Here is a 15,175-nt window from a genome sequence, read left to right on the forward strand (position 1 = left end):
ACGACGGTCAACGCGGTTACCTCGGACCAGGATCAACCCATGTCCTGGAGGTACGCAGGTGCCGGTCACATCGCCGTCGGAGCCGACGGCCGTACCGCGTGCGGCGGCGGCACAGACCGTCGCCGCCCTGGTCGGTCGCGGTGCCGAGCTGGCCCGGATGGTCGCGCTACTCGACGAGGACAGGTCACGACCCCGGTTCCTGGTGCTGGACGGCGAACCGGGCATCGGCAAGAGTCGACTCGTCGCCGAGCTGGCGCGGGTGGCCGGCGGCCGGGGTCGTACCGTGCTGCTCGGTCGGGCGACCGAGTTCGAGCGCTCCCTCCCGTACGGTGTGCTGCTGGACGCGCTGGCCGGCGTACCCGATCATCGGGCCGACCTGCACGCGTCGCTCGACAGCCTCGCGATGCGCGACCCCGACGGCACCGGGCCGGCCACCGCCGCGGTCGAGCGGCACCAGCGGCACCGCCGGCTGCGTGGTCTGGTCGCCGCCGCCGCCCGTCCCGCCGGGGCCCTGCTGGTCTTCGACGACGTGCAGTGGGCCGACGACGCCTCCGTCGAGTTCCTCGGCTATCTGCTGCGGCATCCACCGGACGCCCGGATCACGGTGGCGCTGGCGTTCCGGTCCGAGCAGTGCCCGCCGAGACTGGCCGAGGAACTCGCCCACCTGGCGCCGCTGCCCGACCGGCTCAGGCTGGCCCCGCTGACCGGTGCCGACGTCGACCAACTGCTGCCGGCCGAGCCGGCGTCCCGGCGCCGGCTGCTGCACCAGGTCAGTGGCGGCAACCCGCTCTACCTGGAACTGCTGGCCGGCACCTCGACGCAGGTCCTCGGCGCGCTGCGTCGCGGCGACTTTCCCGACGAGCCGGTGACCAGCGCGCTGCACGGTGCGATGGCGACGGAGATCCGTGGGCTGGGCCCGACCGAACGGCTGGTGCTCCAGGCCACCGCCGTGGTCGGACCCGGCCTCGACATCGGCACGGTCGCCGCCGCGGCCGGGATCGACCCGCACCGCACCAGCACCGCGCTCGACGCGCTGGTCGCCCGGAACCTGCTCCGTCCGGTCGGCGCGGAGCTGGACTTCCGGCACTCGCTGGTGCGTGCGGTGGCGTACTGGCTGGCCGGTCCGGCCTGGCGGCTGGCCGCCCACCGCCGGGCCGCGACCCACCTCGAACGCTGTGGCGCCCCGCTGACGCTCCGGGCCCACCACCTGGCCAAGGCGATCCAGCCGGGTGAGGAGGCCGGCGCCGAGGTGCTGGCCACGGCCGCGATGACCACGATGGGTACGGCACCGAGCACCAGCGCCGGCTGGCTGCGCGTCGCGCTGTCGGCGCTGCCGGACGGCCCCGGTCGGGCCGATCGCCGGGCCGAGCTGCGACTGTTGTTCGGCAAGGCGCTCGGGGTGACCGGCCAGTTCGACGAGGCGCGGACCGTGCTGCACGATCTCGTCGCGGTCGCCGGCCCGTACCGGCACGCCGCGGTCGAGCAGCTCGCCGTGCTGGAGCGGCTGGCCGGTCGGCTCGACGTGGCCAGCGCGCTGCTCAGCACCGAACTGGAACGGCTCGGTGCCACCGGCACGCCGCAGGCGATGCTGCGGCTGGAACTCGCGGTGACGGAGATGCTGGCCGGCCGCTGGCGGGCCGGCGCCAGGCACGCCGGCAAGACCGTGAACCGGGCGCGGCAGGGCGGGCACCGGGGGATCGAGGCCGCCGCGAGCACCGTACTGGCCGCCTGCGCGGTCGCCCGGGAGCCGCTGGCCACCGCGCGGCTGCGAGTCTCGTACGCCGCCCGGATGATCGACGCCCTCGGCGACGTCGCGCTCCGGGACGAGCTCGGCGCGATCGCCCTGCTCGCCTGGATCGAGGCGATGCTGGACCGGGTCGACGACGGGCTGGCGCACGCGGAGCGGGGCATCGAGGTGGGGCTGCGGTACGGGCGGATTCACGTCCACCCGCTGCTCTACGCGGCCCGGTCTGTGCTCTACGGCACGGTGGGCCGGGTCGACGACGCGCTGCGGGACGCCGAGGAGGCGGAGGAGATCGCCCGGTGGCAGGGGGGTGTCGAGGCGGCGACGCTGGCGGCGGCGGTACGACTCCGGCCGCTGCTCTGGCTGGCCGGGCCGGACGCCGTACGCCCGGCCCTGGAGAGGCTGCGCGGCCGCGCCGCCCCCCGGTCCACGCTGTACCGGGCGGTGGTGCGGACGCACCTGGCCGAGGCGAGTGCGGCGGTCGGCGACGACGCCGGCTGCCAGGAGTTGCTCGCCGACGCGGAGACGTACCGCTGCCTCGGGCCGGCCGAGGCGGGTGTCCTGGTCGTACGGGCGCTCTCCGCCGCCGGAGCCGGTCGGGCCGGATCGGCGGGGGGCGGGCCGGGTGGGATACCGCCGCAGGCCCGGCGCTGGCTGACCCGGGCCGCCGCTGTCGCCGGTGACCTGCCCGGGCGGCTCGGGCTGGTCGGGCTGGCCGGCGCGACGCTGGCCCTGGCGCACGGTGCCCCGGGTGACGCCGTGGCGGAGGTGGCGCCGGCGATCGGTCAGCTCGGCGCGGCCGGCATGCCGGTGGCCGAGGGGCAGGCCCGGCTGGTGCTCGCCGAGGCGCGGGTGGCGACCGGTGATCCGCAATCGGCCCGCGAGCAGCTCGGCCGGGCCAAGCAGCTCTTCGCGGCCAGCGGCGCGCGCTGGCTGGCCGGGCAGGCGGACCGGGCGCAGCGTCGGCTGGCCGCCCGGCTGTCCCGGCGTGCCGTGCTGGCGGACCAGCCGGGGGCGGCGCCGGACGAGGCGCATCCGTTGGCGCTGCTGACCGCCCGGGAACGGGAGGTCGCCGAGCTGACCGTCACCGGCGCCACGTCCCGGGTGATCGCCCGACAGCTCCAGATCAGTCCGCGTACGGTCGACGCGCACCTGATGCGGATCTACCGGAAGCTCGGGGTGACCTCCCGTACCGCCCTGGTCAGCCTGCTGGCTCGGGGATGACGGGGTCGGCGCTGTCCGAGCCGTTGGAACGCATCGCCGCAGGTCTGGCCAGAAATGATTGCTGGCGGTAGTCAGCGGAGAGGCGGTGTCGATAGCGCCACGAATGGGGTGATCGATGGTGATCCATGGTTTTCACCGCGACAGGCAGACATCGACACACATCACGCAGGTCATTCCAGAAGAAACGCACCCGGGGTCTGTATCGGAGTGAGCCGGGGACGGCCGCCCGGACGCGGCCGTCCCCCAGGGGTCTTGCGGATGCGGAGGGGATTGCCCGGGGTTCAGCGGTTGGCCGCCCCGCCGCCAGAGGCGGGCTGGACCCGCTCGAACCGTACCCGGCTCAGCCATCCCGGGAGGTCACTGAGCACGTACAGCTCGCCGTGCACGTCGGCGTCGATCGCGGTCGGCTGGATGGGGAAGTTGCCGATCGTGGCGGACTCGTAGCCGCCCGTGGGTTTGGGACGCACGGCAAACGCTAGGGTGGAGCAGTAGTCGCTCGCGACGTAGGTCCCCCACGCCTCCGGAGTTGCCGACCCTCGGTACACCACGCCGCCGGTCACCGAGCAGCTCTCCGTCATGAAGTGCTCGTACTCGAAGACCGGGTCGGTGTACCGCACGCCCGGCCGGCATTGCTCCGGGTCGAACACCGGGGTGCCCTCCCGGCAGGACCAGCCGAGGTTCGCCCCACCCTGCCACGGGCGGATGTGGTTGATCTCCTCGACCAGGCCCTGGCCGACGTCACCGATCCACAGCGAGCCGTCGACCGGGTCGACGGAGAACCGCCACGGGTTGCGCAGCCCGTAGAGCCAGATCTCCGGCCGCGCGCCGCGCGTGCGGACGAACGGGTTGTCGGCGGGCACGCAGTAGGGCTTCGCCCCGCAGCTGCGGTTGACGTCGATCCGCACGATCTTGCCGAGCAGGGTGCCGAGGTCCTGACCGGCCTTGAACGGGTCGTTCGCGTGGCCGCCGTCGCCGAGGGACCAGTAGAGGTAGCCCTCGCGGCCGAACGCCACCTGTCCGCCGTTGTGGTTGCCGTACTCGGCGTGCTCCTGGGTGAGCAGCACCTGCACCCGCTCAGGAGCGCCGATGGGCACTCGCGCCAGGGTCAGCGCGCCGGCCGGCAGGCTCGTGTAGGCCACGTAGAGGATCCCGGTCCGCGCGAAGTTCGGCGCAGGCGTGATGCCGAGGAGGCCGCGCTCGTTGTCCGACGTGTCGATCCGGGCGGTCAGGTCGAGCACCGGCTCAGCCGCCAAGCCGGTGTCGGGGTGGTAGGCGCGGACGGTGCCGTTCTTCTCCGCGATCAGCATCCGGCCGTCCGGCAGCCCGGTGATCGCGATCGGACGCTGCAGACCGGAAGCCACCTGTTCGGATACCACGGTCAGCTCAGCGAGTGGCACCGCGCGGGTGTGGGATGTGCCGGCCGCGGCGGTGCCGGCCACCGACGCCGGTGGCAACAGGAACGCAGACAGGGCCAGAACGAGCAGCCCGGCCAGCATGGTGGCCGGGCGACAACGCCGTCGCGACATGTTTCAGCTCCTCGAGCAAGTGGAGTGGAGGACGCAATCTGGGAGCGTTCCCACAGTACATCGGCGCCCGCCAATATCCAACCCGCCGTCTTGCTGCCTTTCCGGTCAGAGAAGGGGCATCAGTCGACGGGACGGCAAGGACGCGACCACGATCGCCTCCAATCTGAGCGCGCGGTTGAGCAAGGAAAACGTAGGTCAACCGCTGACTGGCACGGCCACCGGGCGGAGGACCTGACGGGTCTCGCCCGGTCTGCTTCACCACTGGCTGGTGGAGCGGGGCCGGACGCGAGAGGACGTCCGTCCCCCCGGCCGCTCGACCGGCTGCTCGCCCCACCGTCGTGTTGCGACTAGAGGGGGTAGATGTCACCCCGGGCGCCGGGGCGGATCCGCGAGTTGAGTTTGCTGCAGTACGCATAGGACCACGTCGACCCCCGGACGGCGGGTCCGCGTGCGACGGCGCCGTTCTCGCACGGTACCGCTGCGTAGTAGAAAGTCTCGCTGCCAACGCATCGGCCGCCGTAGGTGTACTCGTCCTGCCAGTGCTCCGGCGCGCAGAATGCGGCGGCGGCCTGCCCGGCCGCCTGCGCCGGAGCGAATGGGGTGCCGAGCGCCAAGACGGCACCCAGACTGATTCCTACGGCGGCGTTACGCATGATGCGCATGGAATTCCTCCTATCGGCCATTTCACGCGTTGTGACGCCAGAACTATGACAGGGGTCAATACATCCGGAATACACGGCGATTTCCGATAGCCCGCACGCTCAGCGGTCTTCAACCTCCCCTTGCGGTCCGGTGGACCGCGAGGTCGGACGCGGGGCGCGAGCGTCGCGCGGTTCAGGTTGAAAGAGGTTCACTCAGGCGGGCTGAGGAGCGGACAACGCCCATCGCGTGAGCGTCCCGCCGCTGCGCGGCACCGGTCTTGTACGTTCCTGACATGGCAGGTGAGCGGTCCGGTACGACGATCAGCGCCTGGCGGCCGAAGGTGCCAGGGATCGCCGAGGTCTTCCACGCGCACTTCACCGAGCACGCCTATCCGGCGCACACCCACGACACCTGGGACCTGATGATCCTCGACGGGGGATCGGTCGACTTCGCCCTCGACCGGCACCGGCACGGGATGACCGCCGGAAGCACGGTGCTGCTGCTCCCGCCCGGCGTCACCCACGACGGCCGGACGGTCACCCCGGCCGGCTTCCGCAAGCGGGTGCTCTACCTCGACACGACCGTACTGCCGGAGCACCTGGTCGGCAGCGCGGTGGACGGCCCGGTCCTGGACGACGAACTGTTGCGGCACCGGATCCACCAGTTGCACACCTCGCTCGGCCACCCCGGCGACGCGTTCGAGGCCGAATCCCGGCTCGCCCTGATCCGGGATCGGCTGCACGAGCATCTCGACACGCTCGCGCCCGTCCCGCCGAGCGGCCGGTCGGACCGGCTGGCCGGCCGGCTGCGGGAGCTGCTGGACTCCAGGATCGCGGTCGGGATGTCCCTGCGGGAGGCGGCGGTGATCCTGGACGCACATCCCAGCCACCTGATCCGGTGCTTCACCCGCAGTTACGGCCTGCCGCCGCACGCCTACCTGACCGGTCGGCGGGTCGACCGGGCCCGCCGGTTGCTGCTGGCCGGGGAGCGACCGGCCAGCGTCGCCGTGGCGGTCGGCTTCCACGACCAGGCCCACCTGCACCGGCACTTCGTCCGGCACCTGGGCACCACCCCGGCCCGCTACGCCCGCCGGCGCGGCGGGAGTTGACGGTCGCGGCGGGGTTCCACAGGAGTCAGCGGTCAGGGCCGATCCCGCCGGCAGACCCCGTGCAGGCGTTCTCCGCGACGACCCGGAACGCCTCGCTGAGCAGCCGGGCCAGGCCCTGGGTCAGCACCGCCGTCTCGTGCTCGGGCTGCTGACCCGAGGTGGCCGGGACACCGGCCCGGCGTAGCTGTGCCAACCGGGTGCCGGCGGCCGGCACCAGTTCGTCGGTGACCGGACGGAGCCGGTCCAGCACCTCGCCGAGCAGCCGCAGCGCGGCCAGCACCGGTACGCCGGCCTGGTGCAGGTCGAGCGCGGGTTGCACGGCCCGGGGGCGGGCCGTGCTGACCGAGCCGTCCTCGGCGCGCACCAGCACGCCGTGCCGGGCGAGGCTGTGCAGCAGGGCGGGGTGCTCGGCGGCCAGCCGGTTCAGTGCGGTCGCCAGCGGTTCGGCGGGCGGGGGCGCCGGGTGGCGTACCCCGAGCATCGCCTCGATGGCGACCAGGTTGAAGCCCTGCCGTTGCAACGACTTGATGCTCTCCAGCCGGCGTACGTGGCCGGCGCTGTAGTAGGCGGTCCGGCCGTACCGGGCGGGTGGCGCGAGCAGACCGCGGGCCTGATGCGCCCGGATGTTGCGCGGTGACATCCCGACCAGGCGGGCGAGGGCGTCGATGGTGTACCGCGGGGTCGCCGGTGCCGGGCCGGCGCGGTCGCCGAGCTGGGGCACAGTAACCGTCACGGCCACTCCTCACGTCCTGGGGCGATTCGAACGTACCGATGCGACCCGGCGTGGGGTATTGGTGAAATTACTACCGTCGTCCGGTGGGCGCGACCGGTGGCGGTGAGCGGGGTCAGGAGTGGTCGGGGCCACCGGCCGGTCCGCTCAGCGTCACCGCCGTCTCCGTCAGCAGCGCGGGTACGAGCGCCTGCGGCAGGTTGCCCCGGAGCAGCCGCTGCGGCACGTCGTACTCCTCGCCGTGCAGGGCCGGGGGAGCCGCAGCCGGCGCGGTTGCGTTCGAACCAGTGCGCCGTGCCGACCGGGTCCCCGGCCTGGTGCAGGCTGAGGGCGGCGAGGAATCCGCAGAGCCGGAACGCCCCCTCCGGGTGGCCCAGCGGGCGCGGGGGACTACCCACCGCACGGCGCTCGACACCGCTCATTCCGGGACGGTCGGGCTCACGGCACCAGCCCGAGTACGACCGCCGCCACCCAGAGCACGGTCAGGGCGGCCAGGGCGAGTCCCGTGTGGTTTCCGAACCGGGCGAGCAGGTAGCCGACCGGTCGGCGGGTGGTGACCCGGCTGACCACCGGACCGGCGGGCCCGGCCAGCACATCGACCCGGTGCAGCACCAGGTGACCGTCGCGGCTGGCCCGGCCCCTGAACCGGACCACGTCACCGGGGCGGAGTTCGGCGCCGGACAGCTCTCCGGGCAGTACCCCGGCCAGGGTCTCGTTGCCGAGGGTCCGGATCCGGAACCGGCGTACGGTCAGCGGGTGGCCGCTGGCCGGGAGGCGGAGGCTCCGGCGTACTCCGGCCGGTGGCTTCGACGGCTTCCCGGTCGATCCGTGCCGCCGGCCCGGCCGGAGCGGGGTGCCGGCGGGTGGCCTCCCGGTAAACCGTCCGAGGGCGAGCCGGGGGAGCACGATCAGCGCCGCGAGCCCGAGCAGGGTCCGGCCGAGCAGTGTCGCGGTGTCGGCCGCGCCGGCCACGGCGTACCCGGTGGCCAAAACGCCGACCAGGAACGTCACGGCGACCAGCGCGGGCGGGCCCCAGAACTCGTGGTAGTCGGTGTCGACCGAGACCGCACCCTCGACGACGCCGACGACGTCGCCGGAGCGCCGCCCCGACCGGTCCGGCCCGGCTACCGCACCCGGGCTGCCGGCCGGCGGCTGCGGACCGGGTGGCGGTTGCGGACCGGGTGGCGGTTGCGGGCCGGCCGGCGGTTGCGCAGCGGTCCGGCTGAGGGCCGGTCCCGGCGGGGGCGGGCCGGCCTCGGTCAGCCGGCGCCGCTCCCGGGCCGGGCCGGTCCCCGCCGAGCCGGCGGGCTCGGAGTCGGGCTCGGGAACCCGGCTCCGGGCCGGCGTGGGCGGGAACAGATAGGCGTCGCCGTCGGGCGGCCGGTCGGGAAAGAGCGGCGCGTCGTCCCCGGCGGCGGCGGGTCGGCGGCCCTCGGCGACCGGCGGGGCTTCGGACGGCTGCCCGGCAGATCCGGCGACGGTGGTGGCGGTGGCCTCCGGCGCGGGGAGGTCGCGGTCGGGACCCGGCGCCGCCGGCCGGCGGCGCCGGGCCCAGGGCGGCGGGGAATCGTCGGGCATGTCACGGCTCCAGGCGGCGGGGGAGGCACCGGTTCGTCAGCGCCGCACCGGTCAACTCGGGAAAGCGCTCGGCGCACCAGGCCACCACGTCGGCCGGCCGGTCGGCGGCGACCAGCGCCACGGTGATCCAGAGCGGCTGGCCCCGGTACAACTGCCGCTTGCCGACGTCGGTGCTGAGCAGCAGCACCACCGGCGCCTCCCGGGCGGTCTCGGCCCGGATCCGGCGGTGCTCGGCCAGGATGTCGACCGCGTGGAAGGTGTGCGAGCCGTTCGCCGCCACCTGCCGCGGGTCCACGATGCCGACGCTCTTCGAGGCCAGTTGGGCGGCGTACCGGCCGTCGAGCCGGATCAGCGGCTGGTCGCCGAGCCGCAGCTCGTGCAGCGCCGCCAGGGCCGCCGCCTCGGCCCCGGCGGTCGACTCCGAACCGGCCGGTTCGGTGGTCCAGCCCAATGCCGGTGTCTCCGTCCGGCCCGGTGCCGGCGTATCCGTCGAGCCCGGTTCGGCCGGCGTCTCCGTCCAGCCCGATGCGGCCGGGCCGGCTTCGATGGCCCGCCAGCCGGTCGGCTCGGCCGCGTCCGGCCCGGCTACCTCGGCTGCCGGGTCCGCGCCGCCGTCGCTCCCTTCACCGGCCGCCAGCACCACGGCGGCGGAGACCGCCAGTGCCACCAGCACCATCACGCCGGCCAGCCGAGCGATCCGGGGCAGGGGGCCACCGCGGCCGATCCCCTGTCCGGAGCCGACTCCGGCCAGCAGGCCGCCGACGAGTCCGGAGTCGGCCCCGACCACCGGTTCGTTCACCGCCCGGGGCGCGACACCGGTCGCCGCGCCGTCCCCGACCGTCGTACCGTCGCTCGTCGCCGCGCTGCCGTCCCCGACCGTCGTACCGTCGCTCGTCGCCGCGCCGCCCCCGACCGTCGCATCGGCCTGGACGGTGGGCGGCACCGCAGGGCCCCGGTCGGCCAGGTCGCCGACCAGGTTCCGCAGGTCCCAGACGGCTGGCGTGGCCGGCGCCGGGCCGTCGTCGTCGCCGGTCACGGCTCGTCCACCACCAGCACGCGACGCTTCGGGTACCCGCCGTCGGTGCTCGACGCCCCGATCGACCGTCCTGCCGGTATCGCCCGCTCCCGGCCCCAGGCCCGGATCTCCTCGATCTGCTCCGGGTTCGTCCGGCTCAGCGGGTACGTGTTGGCGAAGGTGTCCAGCACGAACTCCGGGCGCAGCGCGTCGGTGCCGCCGTTCAGCAGTACCTCGGCGCCCACCTCGTGCAGCGCGGCCTCGATGTCGGAGCCGGCGAAGCCGTCCGAGAGCGCGACGAGCTTGTCGACGAGTTCGGGCGGTGGCTCCTGCCGGACGTACCGGCGGTAGTAGAGGCGGACGATGTCGCCACGGTCCTCGGCGTCCGGCAGGTCCACGAAGAACAGCTCGTCGAAGCGGCCCTTGCGGAGCAACTCCGGTGGCAGCGACCGGATGTCGTTCGAGGTGGCCACGACGAAGACCCGGGACCGGGACTCCTGGAGCCAGAACAGGAACTGGCCGACCATCCGCCGGCCCACGCCGGTGCTGTCGTTCTGCCCGGCCAGCCCCTTCTCGATCTCGTCGATCCAGAGCACGCAGGGTGCCACCCGGTCGGCCGTGTCGAGCGCCTCCCGGAGCCGGCCCTCGGACTGCCCGACGTACTGGCCGAGGATGGCGGCGAGGTCCATCCGGTACAGCGGCAGCCGCCACTGCGCGGCGACGGCCTTGGCCGACAGCGACTTGCCGCAGCCCGGTACCCCGACCAGCAGCACTCCGCGCGGCGGCCGGAGTTCGGTGCCGCGCAGGTCGGCCACCATGATCTGGTGCCGGCGCCGCAGCCAGCTCCGCAGGCTGGTCAGCCCGCCCACCTGGTGGTCGGCCTCCTTGAGGTGTACGCGTTCCAGCCCGGCCAGGTCACCGAAGTGCTTGTCCTTGAACTCGGCGAGCCGTTCGACGTCCTCCCGGTCCACCGAGCCCTTCGTCACGATCGTCGCCAGTACGTTGACCGCGGTCCCCTCCGGTACCCCGACCAGGAACTCGGCGGCGCGCCGGGCGTCGGATTCGGTCCAGGCGATCGGCACCACCCCGTGGTGGTCGCCGAGGAAGTCGACGATCACCTCGTACATCTCGGTGGCGTCCGGCAGGTCGAGCGTCACGCTCATGCCCAGCCGCTGCAAGCCGCTCCACAGTGGCGTGTCGGTGACCACGATGATGCTGCCGGAGTTGGCGTCGGCGAGCCGGGCCAGCTCGGCGACGTGCCGGGCGGCGGCGTTGTCGTCGCCGAGGTCGTCCGGGTCGACGAGCACCACGGTGGCGTTGGCCCGGCTGGTGAACTGGGCGGCGGCGAAGTCCATCGCCCCGACCAGCGAGCGGTCCTCCTGGGCGGAGGAGTTGTTGCGCAGGTCGCGGATGCCGGTGGCCCGGGTGTAGATCCAGAACGGCAGTTGGCTGCGCTTCGGGTTCGCCGCCACGTCCTTGACCAGGCGGATCGCCCTGACCTGTTCGATGGTGCGTACGCCGATCAGGGGTACCCGGGCGGCGATGTAACTGTCGAGGTCCCGACGGGACTCGGCGTAGTTGGACACGCTCGCTCCTTCCGGAACGGGTCAGGGCCACGGGGGCGGGGTGCGGGAGTCAGTCGGCGATGATCCGGCGTCGGGTGGTCCGGGTCGGGTCGGGGTACCATCCGGCCGGCCCGGGTGGCTCGGCCTCGGCCGGCTGCCCGACCAGCACGGTCAACGGGTTGTCCCGGACGGTCCGCAGCCGGGCCTGGACGATCCGCTCGTCGAGGCCGGAGCGGCGGGCCAGGTCGAGGTCGTCGACGAGCGACTGCTGTGCCGCCCGCACCCCCCGGTCCACCGCCTCGACCAGTTTCCCGGCGAGCTCGGTGGGCAGGCCGGGGTGTCCGGCCAGCGCCCGGATCGGCTGGAGGCTCCACCGGGCGTGCCCGAGCGCCCGGGCCGCCTCGAACTCGTCCCGGGACTGGCTCATCGACCGGGCGAGCGCCTGTGACCAGGACCGGAGCCGGCGGGACAGTGCGTCGCTGATCCGGTTGGTCAGTCGCTCCCAACCGTCGCCGGGGAAGTCCGCCGGCTCCAGCGCCGGCAGCGTGTCCGGGTCGACCCGCTCACCCGCGGCCCAGCGTTCGAGGAACGAGGCCCAGGCCGCGTACTGTCCACCGCCGCCCCACACCGCGTCACTGCCCGCGAGGACGCTGGACGAGGATCTCGCCGGGCGGCAGCGGCTCCCAGCCGGGCAGCCCGTCGGCGATCCGCCGGGTCCGGGCGGTGGCGCGCTGCCCGGGTACGGCCGGCTGGCGGGCCCACGGTACGGCGGCGGGCGCCGGTGTCGGCCCGGCCGGAGCGTCAGGGGAGGTGTTCATGCCATGCTCCTGTCTGCGCGGTGACCCTGCTCGGCGGCCGCGACGGTGCGCCGCTCGTACGGCGAGACGGTCTGCCCGGCGCTGGCGAGTTCGGCGATGAGCGTCCGGACCTGTGGCTCCGTGCCGTCGGCCGCCTTGAACTGGCTGGTCCAGTCGGTGAGTTCGGCGTGCGCGCCGCGCAGTTGGGCGAGCGAGTCCTGCCGGGCCCGTGCGATCAACTCCGCCGCTTCGGATTGCCGGCGCTGCGCGGCCTGGGACTGGCTGTAGAGCACCAGCGCCCAGATGCCGCCGCCGAGCACGGCCGCCAGCAGGCCGAACCCGATGCTGCCGCATACCCCGAAGACCAGCAGTACGGCGCTTAGCACCGCGATCGGCAACACCAGCGCCTTACCCCAGTTGAACGCGAACCCGTCGATGTACGGCTTGCCGTGCCGGTCCCAGTGGTCCACCAGGGACCGTTCCAGGTCCTCCAACGGCCGGGTGAACGAGCCGGTCCACCTCGGTAGCTGGAACGCCTGCGCGCCGGGGTTGTGCGTCCCCTCGAAGGCCGCCTCCACGTCGGCCGGTACGACCAGGCGGTAGTCGCGGGTGAACTCGGCGTGCGCGGTGCCGAGCCACTCGTGGCAGGCGGAGACCGCTATCCGCTGGGTCGAGCGGGACACTCCGATCGCGGCCGGGTCGAGCGCGGCGGTGGTCTGGATCGTCAGGTAGTCGAGGGTGCTCTCCAGCGCGGCCGACCCGGCGTCGACGGTCCGGGTGGCCGCTTCGAGGTCGCCGTCGTGCGCGATGACCGCCTGGCTCCGGGCCAGCTCCCGGCGCAGTGGCAGCTCCTCGGTGTCGTACTCGGCGACCAGCCGGTCCAGGATGTCGTCGACCGCGTCCTCCAGCCGGTCGTTCGGCACGATCTCCTCGGCCAGCATCGCGGTGTACTTGTCCACCACCGATCGGTGGCTCTCGGCCCGGACGAGCGCGGTGTCCATCTGTGGCCACTGCGGCGACACCTCGGCGAGCCGGGGGAACCGGGCCGCGGCCGGTACCGTGCCGACCAGGCTCTCCAGTTCGTGCCGCCACCGGTCGACCTGGGCGCGCTGCATCGACTCGTCGGAGAGCAGTTGCCGTCGGCACCGGTCGAGGAAGTCCCGGACGAGTTCGAGGCCGGCCGGACCGAAGGCGCCGTGCGAGATCGCCTCCAGGATGACCGCGAAGTCCCGGCCCAGCGCCGCCGGGTCCTGCGCGGCCAGGTAGTGCCGCAGCCAGCGCACCGAGCTGGCCCGCCGGCCCTGGCGGCGCAACACCAGGGCCATGAACAGGGAGGTCCGGTCCGGTGACCGGCGGAACGCCTCCTCGATCGCGCGCCCGCAGAGGTCCTGGTCGTCGCCGGCCCACGCGGCGAGGGCGACCAGCACCGGGGCGAGCCAGTATCTGGGGGTCTGCACCATGAGCTGTTCGCCGACCTCCCGGACGGTCTCCTCGGAGACCAGCCCCACGTCGAAGGCCTGGAGCATCCCGACCGCGGTGCGCCGGACCACCTTGTGGTGGCCGAACTGGTGCTCCAGCTCGCCCTGCAACGCCCCGACCCGGGTTTCGGCGCGCTGGAGGTTGGCGATCCGTTCGGTCCGGGCGACATGGCGGCGGAACTCGTCGCGCAGCTCCAGCAGCTTGTCGTGCGACTCCTGCTGCTTGTTGCCGATGTCGTAGACCTGCTGGTTGACCAGGCCCAACGTGTGGTCCAGCGCGGCGACCGCGTGCTGCACCTCGTTGACCTGGCGACGAAGGTGGTGATCTATCTCAGACATGGGCGGTCCAAATCGGCTAGACGGGAGCGGATCCGCCGCTGTCGGAGACGACGGTTCCGTCGGCGAAGACGGGCCGGATCTCGCCGCTGGCGTACACCTCGACGAAGGCGTACGCGTCGTTGCGGGCGAGCATCCTGGCCTGGGCGAACGGCTCGGGTACTCCGTCGGCGGGGGCGAAGTGCTCCACGATGTCGTGCAGCAGGTCGAGCCGGTGGTCGACGTAGGGCGGGCCGAGGTAGCAGCGCGCCATGAAGCCCAGCGGGATGTCCCCGTACTCGGTCTCGTACTGCTCCCGGACCCAGCGGGCCAGCTCGGCGCGGGCCGCCGGGTCGATCTCGGTGTCGAGCCGGCTGACGGCCGCGAACAGACCGGAGTGCCGAGGCTTCCTCGCCCTGCGCAACGGTGTGCTCCGGAGGTCGCCGGATCGGCGCAGGCCGGTAGTGGATTGATCATGGCGTTTCTCGACGCGTCTGCGGGAAAAGAAGTCCATCGGCATCCCTGGCGCACTCGGGCGGGCTTGCAATGGGTGGCGCTAATCGGGTGGCGCGCAATCGGGAGGCAGCTTATCCACGGCCTCAAGTGCGGGCCAGCGTACCGTCTGCTTTTTTTCACACAAAACCATCGTTCCGGCTGTCCGGTCGATGTCGCGGAACGATTCGGTCGGGTGACTTGTTCGTCCGTACGACGGGTTGGCCGAAAGTCTGTTCCGGTCGGCCGACCGGGGTGTCACCGCCGCCGATCGCCGTCGGCCGGGTGGGTCGGTCCGGTTCGGACTGTCGATCATGGAGGACCAGGTCAGGAGCGCTCCGCCCTGTCGACCAAGGCGATTCTGGCCATACGTCCGGCCGGTACTGACCGTACCGGCGGTGCCGGCAAGCCCGGCGTACCAGCCGGAAATCGTGATCGCCGGAAAGTGGTCCGGCGCAGGGGTGGACATCGGCGCCGATGGCTTGCCCGTGCAATAGCCACCTGCAAGGCGCGCTCCCGCGCAAACACCCGGCGGAAGTCCGCCGCCGGTCCTGGCGTACGCATTCCAGGCGTTAATGCGCCGACCCCTGCGCCGCCGGCGCATTCCGCGTGCCCTGGTGGTAGCGGAAGCTATCGGCGATGCCGGATCCGATCTCCGCCGTCGAGGAGTGACCCCCGATTCCGGCATGTCGCTCGACGAATGGATCGTATTGTCGACCCGGACCTGCCGACCCCGAACGGTCGGCACGCCGCCCGCCCGCGAGCTACTGGATCGACGGGGTCTGCTCGGCCGCGGTGACGGCGAGCGTGGCGTCCCATCCCGCGACCCGGGCGCCCGGGCGTCCGCCCATCCCGGCCGCTGACCGCCTGCCATGTCCAACCGTGTCCAACCCGGTCCAAGATCCCGGGAGTTCTGTCCCGCCGGGCGGCAGGGTCGGTCGCGCGCACCCGTCGGCGGCAC

General features: G+C 73.2%; 12 protein-coding genes and 1 pseudogene. 2 read left to right on the plus strand and 11 right to left on the minus strand.

Features of this window, described 5'->3' with window-relative positions; genetic code table 11:
• Positions 1-58: 58 nt before the first annotated feature.
• The gene (locus ACSMXO_RS15755) at positions 59-2,968 is read left to right on the plus strand and encodes a helix-turn-helix transcriptional regulator (RefSeq protein ID WP_455418306.1); all 2,910 of its coding nucleotides are present in this window, start codon (positions 59-61) and stop codon (positions 2,966-2,968) included.
• 281 nt (positions 2,969-3,249) lie between these two features.
• Here the strand turns inward: ACSMXO_RS15755 and ACSMXO_RS15760 are convergent, their stop codons facing one another.
• A complete protein-coding gene (locus ACSMXO_RS15760; protein ID WP_455418307.1) occupies positions 3,250-4,494 on the minus strand; it encodes a PQQ-dependent sugar dehydrogenase in 1,245 nt (414 codons plus the stop codon).
• A 347-nt stretch (positions 4,495-4,841) separates the two neighbouring features.
• Positions 4,842-5,156 (minus strand): hypothetical protein, encoded by a 315-nt coding sequence (locus ACSMXO_RS15765; RefSeq protein WP_455418308.1) that lies wholly within the window; start codon positions 5,154-5,156, stop codon positions 4,842-4,844.
• A gap of 272 nt (positions 5,157-5,428) precedes the next feature.
• On the opposite strand from ACSMXO_RS15765, the gene ACSMXO_RS15770 reads away from it, so the two are divergent.
• Positions 5,429-6,244 (plus strand): AraC family transcriptional regulator, encoded by an 816-nt coding sequence (locus tag ACSMXO_RS15770; protein WP_346261906.1) that lies wholly within the window; start codon positions 5,429-5,431, stop codon positions 6,242-6,244.
• A 25-nt stretch (positions 6,245-6,269) separates the two neighbouring features.
• On the opposite strand, the gene ACSMXO_RS15775 is transcribed toward ACSMXO_RS15770, so the two are convergent.
• The 9 genes and pseudogenes from ACSMXO_RS15775 to ACSMXO_RS15815 form a co-directional block, all read right to left on the minus strand.
• A complete protein-coding gene (locus ACSMXO_RS15775) occupies positions 6,270-6,977 on the minus strand; it encodes a MerR family transcriptional regulator (RefSeq protein ID WP_346261907.1) in 708 nt (235 codons plus the stop codon).
• Positions 6,978-7,089: 112 nt separating this feature from the next.
• Positions 7,090-7,357, minus strand: a pseudogene (locus ACSMXO_RS15780) (glycoside hydrolase family 15 protein); the annotation flags it as partial.
• A 55-nt stretch (positions 7,358-7,412) separates the two neighbouring features.
• A complete protein-coding gene (locus ACSMXO_RS15785) occupies positions 7,413-8,552 on the minus strand; it encodes a hypothetical protein (protein ID WP_455418309.1) in 1,140 nt (379 codons plus the stop codon).
• Between the two features lies 1 nt (position 8,553).
• Positions 8,554-9,588 carry a hypothetical protein gene (locus ACSMXO_RS15790; protein WP_455418310.1) on the minus strand — a complete coding sequence of 345 codons (1,035 nt, stop codon included), beginning with the start codon at positions 9,586-9,588 and terminating at the stop codon, positions 8,554-8,556.
• Entirely contained in the window at positions 9,585-11,153 is a 1,569-nt protein-coding gene (locus ACSMXO_RS15795) for an AAA family ATPase (protein WP_346256585.1), read from the minus strand. Before ACSMXO_RS15795 ends, ACSMXO_RS15790 begins: the two co-directional genes overlap by 4 nt.
• Before the next feature lie 49 nt (positions 11,154-11,202).
• Complete coding sequence (locus ACSMXO_RS15800) at positions 11,203-11,760, minus strand: hypothetical protein (RefSeq protein WP_455418311.1); 558 nt, start codon at positions 11,758-11,760, stop codon at positions 11,203-11,205.
• Positions 11,761-11,764: 4 nt separating this feature from the next.
• The gene (locus ACSMXO_RS15805) at positions 11,765-11,950 is read right to left on the minus strand and encodes a hypothetical protein (protein ID WP_346256587.1); all 186 of its coding nucleotides are present in this window, start codon (positions 11,948-11,950) and stop codon (positions 11,765-11,767) included.
• Complete coding sequence (locus ACSMXO_RS15810; protein WP_455418312.1) at positions 11,947-13,746, minus strand: hypothetical protein; 1,800 nt, start codon at positions 13,744-13,746, stop codon at positions 11,947-11,949. Before ACSMXO_RS15810 ends, ACSMXO_RS15805 begins: the two co-directional genes overlap by 4 nt.
• Positions 13,747-13,762: 16 nt before the next feature.
• Positions 13,763-14,146 (minus strand): hypothetical protein, encoded by a 384-nt coding sequence (locus tag ACSMXO_RS15815; protein ID WP_346256589.1) that lies wholly within the window; start codon positions 14,144-14,146, stop codon positions 13,763-13,765.
• Positions 14,147-15,175: the final 1,029 nt, after the last annotated feature.

The organism is Plantactinospora sp. DSM 117369, assembly GCF_053764795.1.